This is a genomic window from Candidatus Hydrogenedentota bacterium (assembly GCA_035416745.1).
Classification (GTDB): domain Bacteria; phylum Hydrogenedentota; class Hydrogenedentia; order Hydrogenedentales; family SLHB01; genus UBA2224.
Genome location: DAOLNV010000046.1, coordinates 8174 through 25992, shown reverse-complemented (window position 1 = coordinate 25992; position 17819 = coordinate 8174). Strand labels below are relative to the sequence as shown.

Below are 17819 nucleotides of genomic sequence, written 5' to 3'. Positions count from 1 at the left end.
GTGGTCGGGGGCGACGGCACCGTCAACGAGGTGGTGAACGGCATGGGCGAGCGGAGACTTTCCCTGGCCATCGTGCCCGCCGGTTCCGTGAATGTGGTAGCGCGCGAACTGCACTTTCCCAGACGGCCCGAACCCTTGGCTGCGTGGATCGAGGCCGGCCGGACGCGTCCTATGGACTTGCTCGAATGTGGCGGACGACGCGTGATCCTTGGCGGCGGCGCCGGGTTCGACGCGGCGGTCGCGGCGCGTGTACGAGAACAACGGGCCGGGAAACTCGGCTTCTGGCGGTGGATAGCTCCTACCATTCAGACCGCGCGGGACTATGCTTATCCCAAGATACGTGTAACGGTCGATGACCGCGAAGTGTGTGCAGCCGCTCCTTACGTGGTCGTGGGAAACTGCCCGTACTCCGCGGGCAGGTTTCGGGCCGCGCCCAGGGCCAAGACCGATGATGGTCTGCTCGACGTCGTTGCGGTAAAGGAACTGAATCTCTCAAAGCTGATTTCCCTGGCTGCGGGTTCCTTGCTGGCGTCGTTCCCGGAGCGCAAGGATTTGGTGTATGTTCAGGGCCGCCGCGTCCATCTGGAACCGGCGGGCGACATCTCCGCGCCGCTTCAATTGGACGGCGACCCGGCCGGTACGATCCCCGCCGATTTCCGGGTGCTTCCCCACGCGAGCGATGTGCTTATCGCGCCGTGACGGCAGCTGCCGGGCCGGTGACGGCCATTCTATTTGCCGCTCTTTGCGGCCTCAGGCGGTTTCTTTATCAGCCAGACCTCGGCTATCTGACATCCGCGCCCTGCGCTGCCCCGTCCGGGCGTCTGGCACCAGGTGAGTGTGAGCGCGCCGTCGGCGGTCGCCTCTTTGGGGATGTCGAATTCGACAGGGCCGATAGGCACTTGTTTGGCGATGAAAGGATGCACCTCGATGGTGTCGTCGGCGAGGAGTCTGAGTTCCGTGTCGAACTTGTCGCCGGCATAGACCGCGCGAACCTTGTATTCCGCATTCGGGTCCAGGTCTTCGTACCGCATTACCAGAGGGGCTTCAAATCGCGTCTCGGCGTCACAGAACCATGACATGCGCCGGTCGGCCGGCTCATCTTCGTAGCCGAGCAGCGGGTTGACCCGGTTCTCGGGATCGAAATCGGTCGTGAGGTCGCGCACGAGGTGAGGTTGTTGAAGCGGGTTGCCCAATTCATCGTAGAACCCGCCCGGACCGGGGTTTGTCCAGTCGAGGATTGCCTGGATTCCGTTGATGCGTTCCTGTTCGCTTTCGAGTTGCCGCAGCTCGGCGAACCGGGGCTTCAGCCAGAGGCGGTTATTCAACGGTCTGTCGATGAGGTCGAAGTTTGCCCCGCGCCCCACGCTTATGGCCTTGTACCGCGGGACGCTGAGCTGCATATGGACGCTCTGGTAAAGGGCTTCGGCCATATCGCTCACGCGGCCGCGCAGGTCCAGCCCGACCTGTTCCAAGGGGGCGCGGTCCAATATGGCCTCGGCCTCGGCAAGGGCGAGCTGCGAACCAATGTCCTTGGCGTGCCGCAGGACGTCCATGGCGCGCTCCTCGAGTTCGGTCTCGTAGATGAGGCGGCGGCGGACATACGCGTCGTAGTACGCGCGGTAGAGCACCTGCTGAAAACGCCAGTTCAACAACGTTTGCGGCGTTACCGACCGCTCCATGTCTTGCACCTGCCGCAGGGTAGTCATCACGCTGGCATTGGCGAGCAGCGGTCCCTGCCAGTTCTGTTCGAGAGCCAGAAGGGCCCGGGCGAAATCATGTTCAAGGTCAATCCCGACAAAGTAGCGGGCGTACTGCCGGAGGATATCGTACACGTTCGCATCGGGGTCCCAGCCCAAGGCGCTCCACAGCATCTTGTTGACGTCGTCATTGACGCCTTCCGAGTAGGTGATGAAACCGTTCGTATACGGAAGGCTCCAGCGGAATATGCGCGCGAAGTCTCGCGGGCGCGGATTGATAACTTCGCGGTCCTGGGTCAATTTGTACGCTGTATCCCAGTCTTGCACGGGATATTGGCAGCAGTAGCTGTGAGTGATGTCGGGATAATGGCGAATGGGATACTGGGCGGGGAGGGTTTCGCGCAGTTCGGAGAGGCTCAGGCGATTCTGGGGGCCGAACACGACGCCCGACAACCACGCGGGCTTCTGTGAGCGCATGATCTCCAGCCATTCATCCATCCATTCCTTAGTGAACCCCTGAGGCGACATCCACATTTGCGCGTTCGGGTGCGTGCGATGGAGCACTTCGGTCTGTTTTTCCAGCAGGGCCATCATGTATTTTGGCTGCGTGTGGCCGGGGTCCCCGCCCGGCACGAACACCGCGTCGATGCGCGGCAATTTCTCGAATACGCTACCCCATTCTTCCAGTTCTTGGGCTACGGTTGCGGGGTCGGAGTAGTCTTTGGCCAGTGCGGGATGCCAAATCCAGACCGAGAGGCCGTAATCATCGGCCAACTGCGACAACCTGGCCATCATCTCGATCTGCGGCAGCGGGAAATGGGGGCTGTCGGGGGCGTCGTCCGTCTTGGGGGGCATCAGTTCCACGGCGTTGGTTCCAAAAACGGCGAGGTCGCGGTAATACTGCTCCCACATTGGCAGATTCCACGCGTCGTAGGTGTTCACCTTCGGGCGGAAGCCCAACTGATGGCCGCGCAATGCACAGACCGGCGCGGTATTGATGGCCGTTGCCGGTGACAGGCTTGCCGCGCCGCGCGACATACGCAATTCGCGTAACAGGCGGCCCACGCCGAACAACACGCCGCGTGGGTCGTGGCCCGCTACCAATACTACAGCCGGAGTGCGGCCGGGAATGACGCGAAGCACATATCCTTCGGGGCTCTCTGGCGTGCTGGCTGAGATATCGTCCGCCACAGGCGCCGCGCATGCGCTAAGCGACGCTGGCGTTCCTACCGCGATGACCGGTTCAGCGCCGGCGGGCCACTCGTGAACCACCTTCCAGCGGAGCGTGGTCCTTTTCTCGACCTCGTCGAGCAGCATTTCGACCGCCTTCTGTTCGGGACGGCTCGCATCGGCCGGCGTTACCACGACCGCCGAATCCAGTTGAAGCGGGGCGTCGTTGTCTACGGGAGCCGCAACGGCGTCAGCGCCGGCTGCCAGGCAACCCAAGAGTATGGTTAGAAGGAAAGCGGCGCAAACGAACTGCAACCCGCCGATCACGTAGCGCACGGACATCATTTCATGCCTCCTTTTCGCAGACTCCTTCAAGGAAGTGCTCGCGCGTTCTGCATTTCTTACAATAACAGAGTATACCCTTGCTCCGCAGCTTCAAACTTGGCGCGCGCTGCGGGCCAAGACCGGCTTTCAAAATGCAGGCCGCATGATATCATGGCTTCTTCTTCGAGTAACGCGCGTTGAAACAAGCCCGCGGTGAGGCTGGACGCGCGCCTGCCCCCTTGCAGCAGGGATGGAAGTGAGGTCAATAGCCATGTTGACGATCAGTTCCGGGTCCAGCGCTCGATGCAGCCCCATGGTTCTTTGTTTGGCGCTCGCCGCTTTGGGACACGCCGCCTGTTTCGGTCAGGAGACGTCCATGCCTTGGACGGTCAACGAGCCCGTCGTCAGCATCCGGAAAGAACTCTATGAAAAGCATCCGAGTCCTGAATGCGCCCCGTGCGTGTGCGAGTGTTATGTCGGGCCCGGTCTCGAGCGGTGGCAGATTCACGCGTTCGAGTCCGTCAGCGATGTCTGGGATGAAGTGAACGAGCGTTTTTCCGAAGACAACGGGCGTACGTGGTCGGAGTATCGCCCTGTCCCCAACGCGAACAGAACCCTGAAGGGGATTCTGGTTCAGGAGGGCGGCGGCGCGCGGTTTTATGATGTGTCGGCAGGCGTTCTGCTGGAGGCCTGGGTCCGCGTCATTCGGCAGGGCGCCGCCTACAACAGTCACAGCTATTTCCACATTTCCCGCGACCAGGGCAGAAGCTGGACTGCCCTGAAGCAGCTTCGCTATGAAGACGGCGAGGACTTCGATGCCGGCGACCCTTTGAAACAAGGCTATATCACAAAGAACCAGGGCACTCCCACAGGCATTATTCGTCATAGCAACCGCGCCATTCTCGTGTGCGTCGGACATGCTAACGCCCCCGATGATCCTGATAACGAGGCGAGACCGGAGAAATACGGCGCGATGTGTTTCATCGGTCGGTGGAATTCCAACACGAACGACTATGATTGGATTGCCGGGAACCGAATCAGCGGGTCACCGAGAATTACCTCGCGAGGCATGGCGGAACCGGCAATCGCCGAGTTGAAGGATGGAGGGGTGCTCATGCTCCTCCGGGGTTCCGACACGCCCGAAACGCCAGGACGGCGATGGTACGCCGTGTCCTCGGACGGCGGCATGACTTTTGGCGACATCCGAGAACTCACGTACGACGATGGCTCGTCTTTCTATACGCCGTCTACAATGTGCGGCCTGATTCGGCACAGCGCCACGGGCAAGCTGTTCTACGTCGGGAACATCTCGCCAGTACCTCCGAAGGGCAACTGGCCTCGATACCCGCTAATCATCGCGGAGGTTGAAGAAAAGATACCGGCTCTTCAACGCGACACCGTAACGGTGATCGACGACCGTCAACCCGGACAATCCGACCAGATTCAGTTCTCGAACTTCTCTCTTCTGGAGAACCGCGAAACACATGAATTGGAGTTGCTGATCACGCTTTACGGTGAGCGCCCCGGCGAACACTGGGCCACTGCCGACTGCTACAAGTACTGGTTGAGCGTGCTGCCGGACCAATGACAATCGTTGTGAACACCATGGCGCGGCGTGTCTGCAGGCAGCCGCGGGCGAGACGGTACGGGTCATCGCTCAGAGCCCGGCTGATGCGTGGCAAACCTTGAAATTGGGGCGTTTCACGCGCATTTCCTTGTTGTGGAGCGCGTGTGGTATATTTGTGCAATCCTTCAGAAAGCGCCCATGGCCTCGGCGTTCAGCTATTGCGAGGCGGTGTCAGGGTGTCTTTTTGATGGCTCAAACCTGCGGAAGCACGGGGCGCGCCGGACGCCGCGCGGGCTGCTCGCGCGGCAGCAGCGCCCGGTGCGCCGGTAAACGTAGACTAGAACAGGGGAAGGTAGACATGTCGAACGCTTTTAGACTCGTCGAACCGAAATTCGTGCCGCCGTTGGATCCGGGGTTCCGTCCCGCCGTCCTGGCCAATCATGCGTTTGTAAAGGAAGTACATGATTCGGGCGCGGGCGTTCCGCTGGTATTAGGACTGGAGCGGTCCGATGGCTCAGTTTCGCGTTATGAAACGGTTGCGTTCCCTGAGGGTCACAAGCGGGCGGATGCGAACCTGATGTATGCCGAGCGTCTGGTCAAATTCTTGTTGTGGCAGCGCGGGGGTTGGAAGGTGTACGTGGGCGGCCCGAAGAGCGTGGGCGCGCACATCGCCAAATGCTATTCGCCCGATGGTATCCGCGCATTCGATTACCACTTCATGGGCGAGGATGTGTACGAGACGACGTTCACGGTCGAAATCTGCAGGGCGGAAGACGTGCCCCCTGAGAAGGAGAGCACACAGCCGCTCGGGCGTCACCTCGACGGTTGCCGCATCGGGTTCGATCTGGGGGCATCGGATCGCAAAGTGTCAGCCGTGGTCAACGGCGAGGCGGTGTTCAGCGAGGAAGTCGTCTGGGAGCCGCGCAAGAATACCGATCCCACGTACCACTACGAGGAGGTCATGAAAGCCATCAAGACCGCCGCATCCAAGATGGAGCGCGTGGACGCGATCGGGGGCAGTTCCGCCGGCGTGTACATCAACGATCGCCCCATGATCGCATCGTTGTTTCGCGGCGTGCCCAAGGATAAGTTCGGGCAGGTGCGCAATATGTTCTTGCGCATCCGCGAGGAGATGGGGGTGCCCTTGAACGTCGTCAACGATGGCGAAGTCACGGCGCTGGCGGGCTCCATGTCGCTGGAAGACAACGGCGTGCTCGGTATTGCCCTTGGCTCGAGCGAGGCGGGCGGATACGTCACGATGGACGGCAACATCACCGGCTGGCTTAACGAGCTTGCGTTCTGCCCCGTGGACTACAGTGAGGGAGCGCCCGCGGACGAGTGGTCGGGCGACCGGGGCGTAGGCGCGCTGTATTTCTCGCAGCAATGCGTGTTCCGTCTTGCGCCGAAGGCCGGGATCGAGCTGCCGGCTGGCGTCACGGATGCGGAGAAGCTGAAAGCGGTGCAAGAAGAGCTGGAAGAAGGCCACGAGGGCGCCGTCAACATCTGGCGCAGCATGGGCTGCTACATGGGGTACGCCATTGCCCATTACGCCGATTTCTACGAGCTGAAACACGTGCTGATCCTGGGACGGTGCACATCGGGGAGAGGCGGCGATCTCATTCTGGAAGGCGCCAAAGAGGTGTTGAAAGCCGAGTTTCCGCATATCGCCTCGTCGGTGAACATTCAGTTGCCCGATGAAAAGAGCCGTCGCGTGGGCCAGTCCATCGCGGCCGCGAGCCTGCCTGCCATCCGGTAGGCGGTTTGGCCGGGCCCGGTTTGCAGCAGGAGATTAGGGTTCCCGCCGCCGTTTTCGGGAGCGGGGATGAATGCAATTTCGTTTGGAGATATCGCGAGAGTGGCGATTTCGGGAGGAGAACATGAAATTCACACTGGAGACCGCGGAACTTTTTGTGCCGGACGGCCTGCCTGCGAAGGAGGCTTTGGCGCGCACCACTCATATGGCCGTAGGCGCGCACCAGGATGACCTTGAGATCATGTCCTTCGAGGGCATCATGGCCTGCTTCCAGCAGACCGACAAATGGTATACGGGCGTGGTCGTCACCAATGGAAGCGGCTCGCCCCGCGATGACGTCTACAAGGACTACACGGACGATGAAATGCGGCTGGTGCGCTTCAAGGAGCAGAAGAAGGCCGCCGTGGTGGGCGAATACGCCGCGCAGGTCCTGCTCGATTACCCCAGCTCCGCCATCAAGGACGGCGCCAACACGAATCCCGTGGCCGATTTGAAACTGATTCTGGAAACGGCGAAGCCCGAGGTCGTCTACACCCACAACCTGGCCGACAAGCATGACACCCACGTCGGCGTCACGCTGAAGGTCATCGAGGCCATCCGCGCGTTACCGAAGGCCGACCGTCCCAAGCGGCTCCTCGGCTGCGAGGTGTGGCGCGACCTCGACTGGCTGTGCGACGCGGATAAGGTGGCCATGGACGCGTCGGCTCACGAAAGCCTTCAGGCGGCCTTGCTCGGCGTATTCGACTCCCAGATTTGCGGCGGGAAGCGCTACGACCTGGCCACCATGGGCCGCCGCAAAGCACATGCAACGTATTTTGCGTCCCACGGCGTGGATGTGACCACCGGCATGAATTTCGCCATGGACCTGACTCCCCTCGTAGCGGACCCCGGCAAGGACCCGGCCGTCTACGTGCAGGAGTACATCCAGCACTTCGCGGACGAGGTCGGGGCGCGTCTGGCAAAACTTTCGTAACGGATTTCGTCAGGGGCAGCCGCGCACGTATGAGGCTGCCCCGCTTTTGACCCAACCCCAGCCGCTGGGAGGCGCGATACCGGTGAAACCGATGCAAGAAAGGCGCCGCCGCAACGCGCTCGTAAGAGCTGCGCTTTGCGTGTCTGCCGCCGGCCTCTTGGCTCTTTGCGAAGGCTGCGGAGGCAAGGTTGAGGTCCCGGCGGGGGATAGCGCCGTAGCTGGCACGCAGGCCTTTCCGCCGCTCGACACGCCTGCTCCCAGTGAACGTATCATCACCTTTGCGCCTCACATCACCGAAACCGTGTTCGCCCTCGGGAAAGGCAGCCAGGTCATAGCAGTGTCGGATTTTTGCGATTTCCCTCCCGAAACCGAACGTCTTGAACGCGTGGGCGGATGGCAGAACCCCAACCTCGAGAAAGTCACTGCCCTGAAGCCCGATCTGGTCATTGTGCAAGGCGAACATGAACGGGTGACCGAACTGGCCGAGATACGGGGTTTTGAACTGCTCCGGGTCAACATGGACAGCCTCGACACCATCCGGGAAGGCATGCGGCTCATCGGCGCGCGCCTGGGATGTCCGAAAGAGGCGGAAGACCTGGTGCAGGCGTTCGACGCTGACCTCGAAGCGGCTCGGGATGCCGTGGCGTCGAGGCCCCGCACGAAAGTGCTCATCCTCACGGGCCGCCAGTTGCACGACATGGCCAATTTTCACACGGTTGGCGGCACGTCGTTCGTGTCGGAGCTTGTTGCCGCGGCGGGCGGCGACAATTTGTATGAGGATGCCGGACAGCCGTACATCGAAGCGTCAAAAGAGACGGTGGTCATGCGCGCCCCCGAGGCCGTCATCGAGTTCCATGCCGGCGAATCGCTCTCGGAAGACTTGAAAGCGCAGTACATCGCGGATTGGCAACAAATGCCCTCGCTGCCGGCCGTGCAGAATAACCGGCTCTTTCTTGTGACCGAATCCCATGCGTTGCGCCCGGGACCTCGCGCGCCGGAGATCGCGGCGAAGCTGGCCTCGTTGTTGTATCCTGACCTCGAAATGACGTTGAGGAATCATGGGCAGACGCCTTGAATCACAAGCCGTATCGTTTTCGTATGTGGCCGAGGCTCCTGTCCTCGCCAGTGTCGACGCGGTCGTAAGCGGCGGCGAGGTGGTGGGTGTCATCGGGCCCAACGGGTCAGGGAAGAGCACGTTTTTGCGCATCCTCTGCGGATTCCTGCATCCCGATAATGGGGAGGTGTTGCTTGACGGCCTGCCGCTGCGCGCCGTCAGCAACCGTGAGCGCGCCAAGATGCTGGCCTTCCTGCCGCAGACCGTCACCCCGGCGTTCGCCCTGACCGCCTTCGAGGTTGTGCTCCTGGGACGGTATCCGCGGCTCGGGCCTCTGGGAGCGCCGTCCGCACGCGACCGCGAAGTCGCGTTACGATGCATGCGCGAGACCGAAACCGAGGGACTGCGTCATCGCGATTTCGGCACGCTGTCCGGGGGCGAACGGCAGCGGGTCCTTCTCGCCAGCATCCTGGCGCAGGAACCCGATCTGCTGTTGCTGGACGAGCCTACCGCGGCCCTCGATATTCACCACCAGGCTGAGATCTTCACGCTCCTGCGCGAGTTGGCCGGCAACGGATATGGCGTGGCGGTCGTGACCCACGATCTGAACGTCGCGGGGCAATTCTGCGACCATCTCGTTCTCATGACCTTGCGGGCCCGTATCGCCGCACAGGGGACGCCGAAACAGGTGCTGACATCGGAACTGCTGTCCGAGGCGTACGAGTCGTCCATCATGGTGACCGAACACCCCATTACGGGCACGCCGCTGGTATGTCCTGAACCGGGGGCGGCCAGGGGAGCGGAGCCATGAAACGGCGTCATACGGGCATTGTCGCGCTCGCGCTGGTGGCGGCCTCGCTTGCGGCGGTCGTTGCCAGCATCGGCATCGGCAGCGAATCCATCAGCCTCGCCACCGCGTGGCGGGATTGGCGCGCGGGCCGCACGCTGGCCGAATCCCCCGAGCTGGCGATTGTGGTCGAGCACCGGCTTCCCCGGACTCTGGCGGCGCTGCTTGCCGGTGGCGGCCTCGCCCTGGCGGGCTGCGTGTTCCAGGCGCTTCTGCGTAACCCGCTCGCTACTCCCTACACCCTGGGAGTGGCCAGCGCGGGGGCATTCGGGGCGTACACGGCGAGCGTTTTGATGCGTTCGATCGGCCTGACCGTGGCGCTCTGGGGTTTCTCGCCCGTACAGGTGTTTGCGTTTGTTTTCGCGCTGCTTGACGTTTCCCTCATCTACCTCATGGCCGTGCGCAGGCATCATGTCTCGTCGTCGGTTCTGCTGTTGGCGGGTATCACTCTCGGGATGCTCTCTAACGCCGGCATGATGCTCGTGCGGTTCCTGTCGGACCCCGGCATGCTGGCCATGATGGAGCGCTGGCTGATGGGCGGGGTCGACGTCATCGGTTATGAGCCGGTGGCGACGTTGGCTGCCGGGGTGTTGCCCTGCAGCCTGATTCTTCTGTTGCAGGCCCCGAAATTCGACCAACTGGGGTTCGGCGCCGAGGTGGCCCAGGGGCGCGGCGTAAACGTCCGCCGTCTCCAGACCACCACATTTCTTCTTGGTTCGTTGCTGACCGCCGTGATTGTCTCGGAAGCCGGCCCCATAGGTTTTGTGGGACTCATCGTGCCCCATGCCGTGCGCAGCCTGACGGGGTCCCGTCACCGTCTGCTGATGCCGCTTTCGTTTGCCGCGGGAGGGGCTTTCCTGTGTCTGTGCGACATCTTCGCCCGCGTCGTTTTCCCCGGCGAAACCCCCATTGGTATTATCACGGCGTTTATCGGCGGGCCGTTTTTCCTGTACCTCCTGATTCGCCGGAACTTCGGCGACTGGGAAACCTGACCGGCAACCGCGGGCACAGCCTCCTTGCGAACCTGGAATCAAAAAGGGTAGGCTAACGCCTCGGAAAACCCTCGATGGAGTCGTGCCGATGAGCGAGTATGTCCTGGAGATGCAGAATATCGTCAAGCGCTTTCCGGGCGTTTTGGCGGTGGATCACGGCCAGCTGACCCTTCGCCCCGGCGAGGTGCATTGCCTCGTGGGCGAGAACGGCGCGGGAAAGTCCACTCTCATGAAGGTTCTGGCAGGCGCGATCCCGATGGACTCCGGGGAGATCCGCCTATCGGGAGAGCCGGTCGCCATTACCTCGCCGCACCAGGCCCAGCAGCTTGGCATCAGCATGATCTACCAGGAGTTCAATCTGAGTCCATTCCTCAGCGTGGCGGAGAATATCTTCCTGGGGCGCGAGCCTCGCCTGGGCAAAACGCCTTTCATCGATTGGTCGAAGATGTACCGAGACGCTCGCGAACTTCTCGGGCGGGTGCGCACCGATCTCGATGTGCGCAAGCCGGTCAATGAATGCAGCGTCGCTCAGCAGCAGATCGTCGAGATCGCCAAGGCATTGTCGTTCAGCTCGAAAGTCATTGTTATGGACGAGCCGTCAGCCACGCTTACCGATCACGAACTCAAGGCGCTGTTTGACCTGATTCGCGGGCTGAAGAAAGACGGCATCGGCATGATCTATATCTCGCACCGCCTCGAAGAGATCTTCGAGATAGGCGACCGGGTCACCGTTATGCGCGATGGACAGTACATCGGCACCCACGACGTTTCCGACATGCGCCGCGAAGACATCATCCACATGATGGTCGGCCGTGAACTCAAGGACGAGTTACCCAAGGAGCATTTTGAGCGCGGCGAAGAGGTCCTTCGTGTCGAGCATATGTCCATCGGCGGCTCTTTCCAGGACATCAGTTTCAGTCTGCACAAGGGGGAGCTCATGGGGTTGACGGGACTGGTTGGCGCGGGCCGCACCGAGGTTGCCCGGGCGATCTTCGGCGCCGACAAGATCGAAGCCGGCCAACTGTTTTTGAATGGCGTTCCCATTACCGTCACCTCGCCCCAGGATGCCATCCGCCAGGGGATCGGATTGCTCACCGAGGACCGCAAGAACCAGGGTCTTGTGCTGGGCATGACGGTGCGCGAAAACACGACCCTGGCCAATCTGAAGGACCTGGTCAAGTTTCTTTTTGTGGACCGCGGGCGTGAACGGCAGGTGACCCTCAAATACGTGGACGAACTGCGCATCAAGACCCCTACGATCGAGCAGACAGCCCAGAACCTCAGCGGCGGCAACCAGCAGAAACTCGTTTTGGCCAAGTGGCTCTTCACGGATTGCCGGGTGCTGATCTTCGACGAGCCCACGCGCGGTATCGACGTAGGGGCGAAGGTGGAGATCTATAAGCTGATGAACGAGCTGGTCCGCAACGGTGTTTGCATCCTGATGATCTCGAGCGAATTGCCCGAGGTATTGGGCATGTGCGACCGCATTCTCGTCATGCATGAGGGGCATCTGGCTGGGGAATTGCCGCGCGCCGAAGCCGATCAGGAACGCATCATGCGCCTCGCAACGGGCGAAACGCTGGCCAAGGTCTAGCGCAGCGCCGAGAGCCGCCCGGGCTAACGCAATCCGTCGCGAGCGGACGCGGTCCTGCCGAAAAAGCGCGCGTATTTCAGCAGCCAAAGGCGTACAGAGGAAACTCGAACATCTCAAAGAGAACAGGAGATCCGCTATGGCCACCTCGCTGTTGATTTGCCTGCCCCTGGCGCTGTGCGCCGCGGACGCCCGCGAGCCCAGGAGCGACGTGGGCAATTTCTTTCCCATGTTCGAGGACTACGCCGGACGCTCCGCGTTTCCCCTCTCGTATCTCGCCCAGGACTGGCCCGACGCGGACGCATGGCGGCGGCAGGGGCGCGACCGGATGCATGAGCTCCTCTCCTACGACCCCGTTCCTTCCGCGCCCAACGCCGAAATCCTCGAAACCGTGAAGAAAAACGGTTACACCTGCCATCTCGTTCGGTATAACATCGCGGCGGACCGGGCGACCGAGGCTTTTCTGCTCATTCCCGACGGACTCGACGCGCCCGCCCCCGCCGTGGTGGCTCTGCATTGTCACAGCGGCTTTTATTACTACGGCAAAGAGAAGATTACCGGGACCGAGAACCCGGTGCAGGCGCTTCAGGACCTCATCAACGGCACGTACGGGGGGCGGCCGTTTGCGGATGAACTCGTGCGGCACGGTTTTGTCGTCCTTGTGCCCGACGCGTTCTATTTTGGCGCGCAGCGCCTGGATGTCACCCAGATTCCGAGCCATTTTGCCGCACAGTTACGGGATAAGGAGCCGGGAACCAACGATTACGTGCAGCTCTTCAATCCCGTCGCCGCCCGTCACGAAGATTTGATGGCCAAGACCATGTTTGCCGCAGGCACCACCTGGCCCGGCATTCTCTTTCAGGGCGACCGCGCGAGTGTGGACTATCTCGTGACACGCCCCGAGGTGGATCCCGGGCGGATCGGGTGCCTCGGCCTTTCGATCGGGGGTTTCCGGAGCGCCCATCTTTTCGCTCTCGACCCGCGCATCAAGTGCGGCGTTGTCGCGGGCTGGATGACCACCTACGGCGGACTGCTGTACGACCACGTCCATTCGCACACATGGATGGTTTACGTGCCCCGGCAGCACAACTTCCTCGACCTCCCCGACGTGGTGACCCTCAACGCTCCCAACCCGCTCATGGTTATCAACTGTCTCAAGGATTCGCTGTTTACGCTCGAGGGCATGCAGGCGGCCGAAAAGAAGATCGCCGCCGTCTACGGGAAAATGGGCGCCGCGGACCGGTTCGTCTGCAACTATTACGACGAACCCCATTCGCTTAAAATACCGGCTCAAGACGACGCTATCGCATGGCTCGAAAAGTGGCTGAAGCAATAGTCAGAGGTACAAACACGATCCGCTCCGGATCGCGGACCCAAGTCTTGCCGTCACGTGAGTGGCACAGCTGAAAATCAATCCGCCCCACGTTCGTGTGCTCGATCCAGAACATCCACAGCATTCCGGTATAGATGCCTTCGCGGAGGTCGACGCTGATGCCGCAAAACCGCGTATTGGGACCATCGCGTTCATCAGGCGCAATCACCAACCCCGGCTCGCTCCAGTGGACAAAATCCGAAGATTCTGTCCGGGCGGCTTGGCATCCGACCCCGCCGAACCGGCCGTAGGCGGCGTATTTCTCAAGCTTAGGGTCGTACTAGACCGCTTGCCCTGATACACGATGAACGGACCGAAACCGTGGCAATCGAGGGATAGCCAAGCAGCACCACAACAATCAAGCCGCACGGAACTCCCCTCCACACAGCGGGATGTTGGCGTCTCCCCATCCCCGTACCCTCATCGGCATCGTCTGTCAATGCCACTGATACCGCCGGCTCCGTACGTCTTTGAGAGCCCCCAGAATTTCCGTTTGGGTAGCTACGGCCCCTGAATTGTCCCACACCGGTCTTATTGGCTATCATTTGAGTTCAGCGGGTGCGCTATGCCAAAGAGGAGAGGAGTCTCTCTGAAGGAAGTGGGGAAGCACCGTGAAGATTGATCGTCGTTTGACTCCGAAGAGTTTCGAAAAAGCATTGGAGCGCTTTTTCGAGCTGTCCGGAAAGAAGATCCATGCGTTGAACACGGCGTGGGACCCTGCGGCGGGTTCGCCGGTGTTCACGCGGCAAGGCAAGTACACGGCGCGGGGCTGGACGGAATGGACCCAGGGGTTTCAGTTCGGGTGCCAGATTCTGCAGTTCGACGCGACGGACGACTCGGCCTTCTTTACGATGGGCCGCGGGAACACCATCCGATATATGGCGCCGCACGTCAGCCACATCGGAGTGCATGACCACGGGTTCAACAACATATCCACGTACGGCAACCTGCGTCGCCTGGCGATAGAGGGCCGCACACTCGAGACGCCTGATTCGATGCACTTCTACGAAATGGCGTTGAAGGTCTCGGGGGCGGTCCAGGCGGCGCGCTGGACCCCTCTGTATTACGGTCCCGGCTACATTTACTCGTTCAACGGTCCTCATTCGCTGTTCAGCGATACAATTCGCTCCGTTCGTTCGCTCATGCTCGCGCACAAGCTCGGCCACTGTCTTATGGGCGAGAACGATGCGCGCATTTCGCTGTTGGAACGCGGCATTCTGCATGCCGCGGCAACCGCGCAGTACAATGTGTACTATGGCGAGGGGCGGGACCGGTACGACGTGCGGGGACGGGTCGCGCACGAAAGCATCTTCAACACCAAGGACGGCAAGTACCGCTGTCCGAGCACGCAACAGGGATATTCGCCGTTTACCACGTGGACGCGCGGCCTTGCCTGGGTGATACTGGGATACGCCGAGGAGTTGGAGTGCCTGGATACCTTCAGCGACAGCGAATTGGAGCAAATCGGGGACGGCAAGGCCATCCGCAACATGATGCTCAAAGCGGCGACAGCGACCGCCGACTTCTACATTGCCAACACCCCGGCGGACGGCGTGCCGTATTGGGACACGGGCGCGCCGGGTCTGGCCAGGATGCCGCGTCATCTGGAAGAACCTTCGAAGCCGGACAATCCCTACGAGCCCGTGGACAGTTCGGCGGCTGTGATCTCCGCTCAGGGATTGTTGCGGCTGGGGCATGTGCTGGATATCGAAGGTGAAGGGAAGAAGTACTACCAGGCGGGACTGACCGTCGCGAAAACCCTGTTTGCGCCGCCGTACCTCTCGGAGAAACCGGCGCATCACGGTTTGATTCTGCACTCGGTCTATCACCGGCCGAATGGATGGGACTACGTGCCTCGCGGGAAAAAGGTGCCTTTCGGCGAATCGTCGATGTGGGGCGATTACCATGCCATGGAACTGGCGGTATATCTGCAGCGTGAGATCAAAGGCGGGCCGTATCTGACGTTTTTCGCGTAGAGAATGCGGGTAAGGCGAGGCGTGCCAAAAGAGAGGATTGCGCAATGAAAACTCATCAGCTGGGCATCATCATGAACGGCGTCACGGGACGGATGGGGACCAATCAGCACCTGATCCGGTCGCTCCTGGCCATTCGCGCACAAGGCGGGGTCAAGGTTGGCGCGGATGAGACAATCATGCCCGAGCCCATGCTGGTCGGGCGCAACGCGGCCAAGCTCGAGAAGCTGTCCCAGGCGCATGGCGGCCTGCCGTGGACCACGGAACTCGGTGCGGCACTGTCTGACAGCAGGTATGACGTATATTTCGATGCGCAGACGACGCTGCGGCGGTACGAATGCGTGAAACAGGCCATCGACGCCGGGAAACACGTCTACTGCGAGAAACCCACGGGCACAAACTCGAAGGAAGCCTATGAGCTGTACAAACTTGCCAAGAAGGCGGGCGTGAAGCACGGGGTGGTGCAGGACAAGCTGTGGCTTCCGGGATTTCTCAAGCTGAAGTATCTGCTGGACACGGGGTTCTTCGGCGAGCTTCTGGCCGTGCGCGGCGAGTTCGGCTACTGGGTGTTCACGGGCGAGGATCAGCCGATGCAGCGTCCGTCGTGGAACTATCGCAAGGCCGAGGGCGGCGGCATCATCGTCGACATGCTGTGCCACTGGCGCTATCTTGTCGACAACCTCTTCGGCAACATCACCTCGGTCTGTTGCGTAGGCGCGACCCATGTCAAGAAACGCCGGGACGAGAACGGCGCTCCCTTCGATTGCGACACGGACGACGCCGCCTACGCCACGTTCATCACGGACCGCGGCATCATCTGTCACTTCAATTCGTCGTGGTGCACGCGGGTGCGGCGCGACGACCTGTTGACGGTTCACGTTGACGGGATGAAAGGCTCTGCCGTCGCGGGGCTCCGCGAGTGCTATGTCCAGCCGCATTCGGTAACCCCGAAACCGGTCTGGAACCCCGACATTCCCAGTCCTATCGACTATTACGCGAACTGGATGCGCATGCCCGACAACCAGGTCTATGAAAACGCGTTCAAAGCCGAGTGGGAACTCTTCCTCCGGCACGTGGTGAAAGACGAACCGTTCCGGTGGGACCTCAAGGAGGGGGCGAAGGGCGTGCAGCTCGCGGAACTCGGGCACCGGTCCTGGCATGAGCGCCGCTGGGTCGACGTGCCGGACCTTGACTAAGGAGTATCCGAAATGGCGGAAAAGCTCACCGATTTCTCGCGATTGTGCATTCACACGATTACGACGAAACCGTGGTCGTTAGCCGAGTGTCTTGACAACTACCGGAAGGCGGGCGTGCCCGCCGTGACGGTGTGGCGCCAGTGGCTTGAACCGCAGGGCGTGCAGGAATCGGCGCGCATGCTCAAGGATTCGGGATTGCGCGTGACCAGTCTGTGCCGGGGCGGATTCTTCCCTGCCGCGTCGGGGGAGGAGCGCCGGAACGCCCTCGACGACAACCGCCGCGCGATCGACGAGGCTCATGCCATCGGCGCGCCGCTCATCGTGCTGGTCTGCGGCGCGGTACCCGGCATGCCGCTCCACGAAGCCCGCAAACAGATCGCGGACGGCATCGCGGCGGTCCTGCCCGACGCCAGAGCGGCCGGCGTCAAACTTTCCATCGAGGCCCTCCATCCCATGTTCTCGGATGCGCGGTCGGCCGTGAATACGTTGACGGATGCCAACGATATGGCCGCGAAACTCAGCGACGATCACGTGGGTGTGACAGTCGACGTGTACCACGTCTGGTGGGACTCGAGGCTCGAGGCTGAAATCCGCCGGGCAGGCAAGACCATTCTCTCGTTTCACGTGTGCGACTGGCGTACGCCGACTCGCGATCTGCTCAACGACCGGGGCCTGATGGGCGAAGGCTGCATCGATATCCGGGGTATTCGATCCTGGGTCGAGCGGGCGGGATTCACGGGCGATATCGAGGTCGAGATCTTTTCGGATGCGTGGTGGGCGACCGATCAACACGTGTTTCTCGAGAAGGTCAAGGCCGCCTACCTCGAGCACTGCTGAGGCGGGCAGCGCTACTCTTTTGCGATGGTCAACTGGATCTGGGTGCCGTCGTCGCCGCCCATGAGCACGAGGTTCAAGTTCCGGCCGCTCTTGGTGTACACGAGCATGTGCATCGTGCCGGCCTGGTTCATCTCGGATTCCTGGGCCCAGCCGTTCGCCTCGGCCTCTTTCTTGTAATACGCGACGATCTTGGCCACGGCGTCTTTAGATTGGGCGGTAACGCTGACCGAGCCGCTGGCCGAATCCTGCTGCACGGCGAGGACTTCCATCCCTGCGTACTGCGGCACGTCTTTCGGAAAATCATCGGGGATCTTGGCGGCCGCGCCGACGACGGCGGTCGTTGTGCCGTCTTCAGACGTGACGGTTGCTGATCCCCGGTCGACGTTCACATTCACAGTGCCGCCGTCCTTGTCGGTTCCGCTGATCTTGACGTTTCCCGAAGAGATGTCAACGTCGACATCTGAACCGTCGGC

General features: G+C 61.4%; 15 protein-coding genes. 12 read left to right on the top strand and 3 right to left on the bottom strand.

Going from position 1 to position 17819, the window contains the following annotated elements; translation table 11 throughout:
- Positions 1–699: diacylglycerol kinase family protein (locus PLJ71_14045; protein ID HQM49805.1), on the top strand; the 699-nt coding region annotated here is incomplete at its 5' end.
- Between the two features lie 29 nt (positions 700–728).
- Here PLJ71_14045 and PLJ71_14040 read toward each other — a convergent pair.
- On the bottom strand, positions 729–3212 hold the full coding sequence (locus PLJ71_14040; GenBank protein HQM49804.1) for a hypothetical protein: 2484 nt from the start codon (positions 3210–3212) through the stop codon (positions 729–731).
- A gap of 355 nt (positions 3213–3567) precedes the next feature.
- Here PLJ71_14040 and PLJ71_14035 point away from each other — a divergent pair, with 355 nt between their 5' ends.
- The 8 genes from PLJ71_14035 (at position 3568) to PLJ71_14000 (ending at position 13304) form a co-directional block, all read left to right on the top strand.
- A complete protein-coding gene (locus tag PLJ71_14035) occupies positions 3568–4779 on the top strand; it encodes a sialidase family protein (GenBank protein HQM49803.1) in 1212 nt (403 codons plus the stop codon).
- 337 nt (positions 4780–5116) lie between these two features.
- Entirely contained in the window at positions 5117–6514 is a 1398-nt protein-coding gene (locus PLJ71_14030) for an ROK family protein (protein ID HQM49802.1), read from the top strand.
- Positions 6515–6635: 121 nt separating this feature from the next.
- Complete coding sequence (locus PLJ71_14025; protein HQM49801.1) at positions 6636–7484, top strand: PIG-L family deacetylase; 849 nt, start codon at positions 6636–6638, stop codon at positions 7482–7484.
- A gap of 91 nt (positions 7485–7575) precedes the next feature.
- Positions 7576–8559 (top strand): helical backbone metal receptor, encoded by a 984-nt coding sequence (locus tag PLJ71_14020; GenBank protein HQM49800.1) that lies wholly within the window; start codon positions 7576–7578, stop codon positions 8557–8559.
- Positions 8543–9349 (top strand): ABC transporter ATP-binding protein, encoded by an 807-nt coding sequence (locus PLJ71_14015; protein HQM49799.1) that lies wholly within the window; start codon positions 8543–8545, stop codon positions 9347–9349. The genes PLJ71_14020 and PLJ71_14015 overlap by 17 nt, the downstream gene beginning before the upstream one ends.
- Positions 9346–10377 carry an iron ABC transporter permease gene (locus PLJ71_14010; protein ID HQM49798.1) on the top strand — a complete coding sequence of 344 codons (1032 nt, stop codon included), beginning with the start codon at positions 9346–9348 and terminating at the stop codon, positions 10375–10377. Before PLJ71_14015 ends, PLJ71_14010 begins: the two co-directional genes overlap by 4 nt.
- An 88-nt stretch (positions 10378–10465) precedes the next feature.
- Entirely contained in the window at positions 10466–11971 is a 1506-nt protein-coding gene (gguA, locus tag PLJ71_14005; protein HQM49797.1) for a sugar ABC transporter ATP-binding protein, read from the top strand.
- A 136-nt stretch (positions 11972–12107) separates the two neighbouring features.
- Positions 12108–13304 (top strand): alpha/beta hydrolase family protein, encoded by a 1197-nt coding sequence (locus PLJ71_14000; GenBank protein ID HQM49796.1) that lies wholly within the window; start codon positions 12108–12110, stop codon positions 13302–13304.
- Here the strand turns inward: PLJ71_14000 and PLJ71_13995 are convergent.
- Positions 13270–13509 carry a hypothetical protein gene (locus PLJ71_13995; protein HQM49795.1) on the bottom strand — a complete coding sequence of 80 codons (240 nt, stop codon included), beginning with the start codon at positions 13507–13509 and terminating at the stop codon, positions 13270–13272. The genes PLJ71_14000 and PLJ71_13995 overlap by 35 nt on opposite strands.
- Before the next feature lie 442 nt (positions 13510–13951).
- On the opposite strand from PLJ71_13995, the gene PLJ71_13990 reads away from it, so the two are divergent.
- The 3 genes from PLJ71_13990 to PLJ71_13980 are packed head-to-tail and all read left to right on the top strand — an operon-like array spanning position 13952 to position 17346.
- Entirely contained in the window at positions 13952–15316 is a 1365-nt protein-coding gene (locus PLJ71_13990) for a glycosyl hydrolase (protein HQM49794.1), read from the top strand.
- A gap of 44 nt (positions 15317–15360) precedes the next feature.
- The gene (locus tag PLJ71_13985) at positions 15361–16509 is read left to right on the top strand and encodes a Gfo/Idh/MocA family oxidoreductase (protein ID HQM49793.1); all 1149 of its coding nucleotides are present in this window, start codon (positions 15361–15363) and stop codon (positions 16507–16509) included.
- Positions 16510–16521: 12 nt separating this feature from the next.
- On the top strand, positions 16522–17346 hold the full coding sequence (locus tag PLJ71_13980) for a sugar phosphate isomerase/epimerase family protein (GenBank protein ID HQM49792.1): 825 nt from the start codon (positions 16522–16524) through the stop codon (positions 17344–17346).
- Positions 17347–17357: 11 nt separating this feature from the next.
- Here the strand turns inward: PLJ71_13980 and PLJ71_13975 are convergent.
- A partial coding sequence (locus PLJ71_13975) for a hypothetical protein (protein ID HQM49791.1) occupies positions 17358–17819 on the bottom strand: 462 nt, incomplete at its 5' end.

Coding starts and splice junctions, on each gene's coding strand:
- PLJ71_14040 (HQM49804.1), bottom strand. CDS start 3,212: ATGATGTCCGTGCGCTACGTGATCGGCGGGTTGCAGTTCGTTTGCGCC.
- PLJ71_14035 (HQM49803.1), top strand. CDS start 3,568: ATGCCTTGGACGGTCAACGAGCCCGTCGTCAGCATCCGGAAAGAACTC.
- PLJ71_14030 (HQM49802.1), top strand. CDS start 5,117: ATGTCGAACGCTTTTAGACTCGTCGAACCGAAATTCGTGCCGCCGTTG.
- PLJ71_14025 (HQM49801.1), top strand. CDS start 6,636: ATGAAATTCACACTGGAGACCGCGGAACTTTTTGTGCCGGACGGCCTG.
- PLJ71_14020 (HQM49800.1), top strand. CDS start 7,576: ATGCAAGAAAGGCGCCGCCGCAACGCGCTCGTAAGAGCTGCGCTTTGC.
- PLJ71_14015 (HQM49799.1), top strand. CDS start 8,543: ATGGGCAGACGCCTTGAATCACAAGCCGTATCGTTTTCGTATGTGGCC.
- PLJ71_14010 (HQM49798.1), top strand. CDS start 9,346: ATGAAACGGCGTCATACGGGCATTGTCGCGCTCGCGCTGGTGGCGGCC.
- gguA (HQM49797.1), top strand. CDS start 10,466: ATGAGCGAGTATGTCCTGGAGATGCAGAATATCGTCAAGCGCTTTCCG.
- PLJ71_14000 (HQM49796.1), top strand. CDS start 12,108: ATGGCCACCTCGCTGTTGATTTGCCTGCCCCTGGCGCTGTGCGCCGCG.
- PLJ71_13985 (HQM49793.1), top strand. CDS start 15,361: ATGAAAACTCATCAGCTGGGCATCATCATGAACGGCGTCACGGGACGG.
- PLJ71_13980 (HQM49792.1), top strand. CDS start 16,522: ATGGCGGAAAAGCTCACCGATTTCTCGCGATTGTGCATTCACACGATT.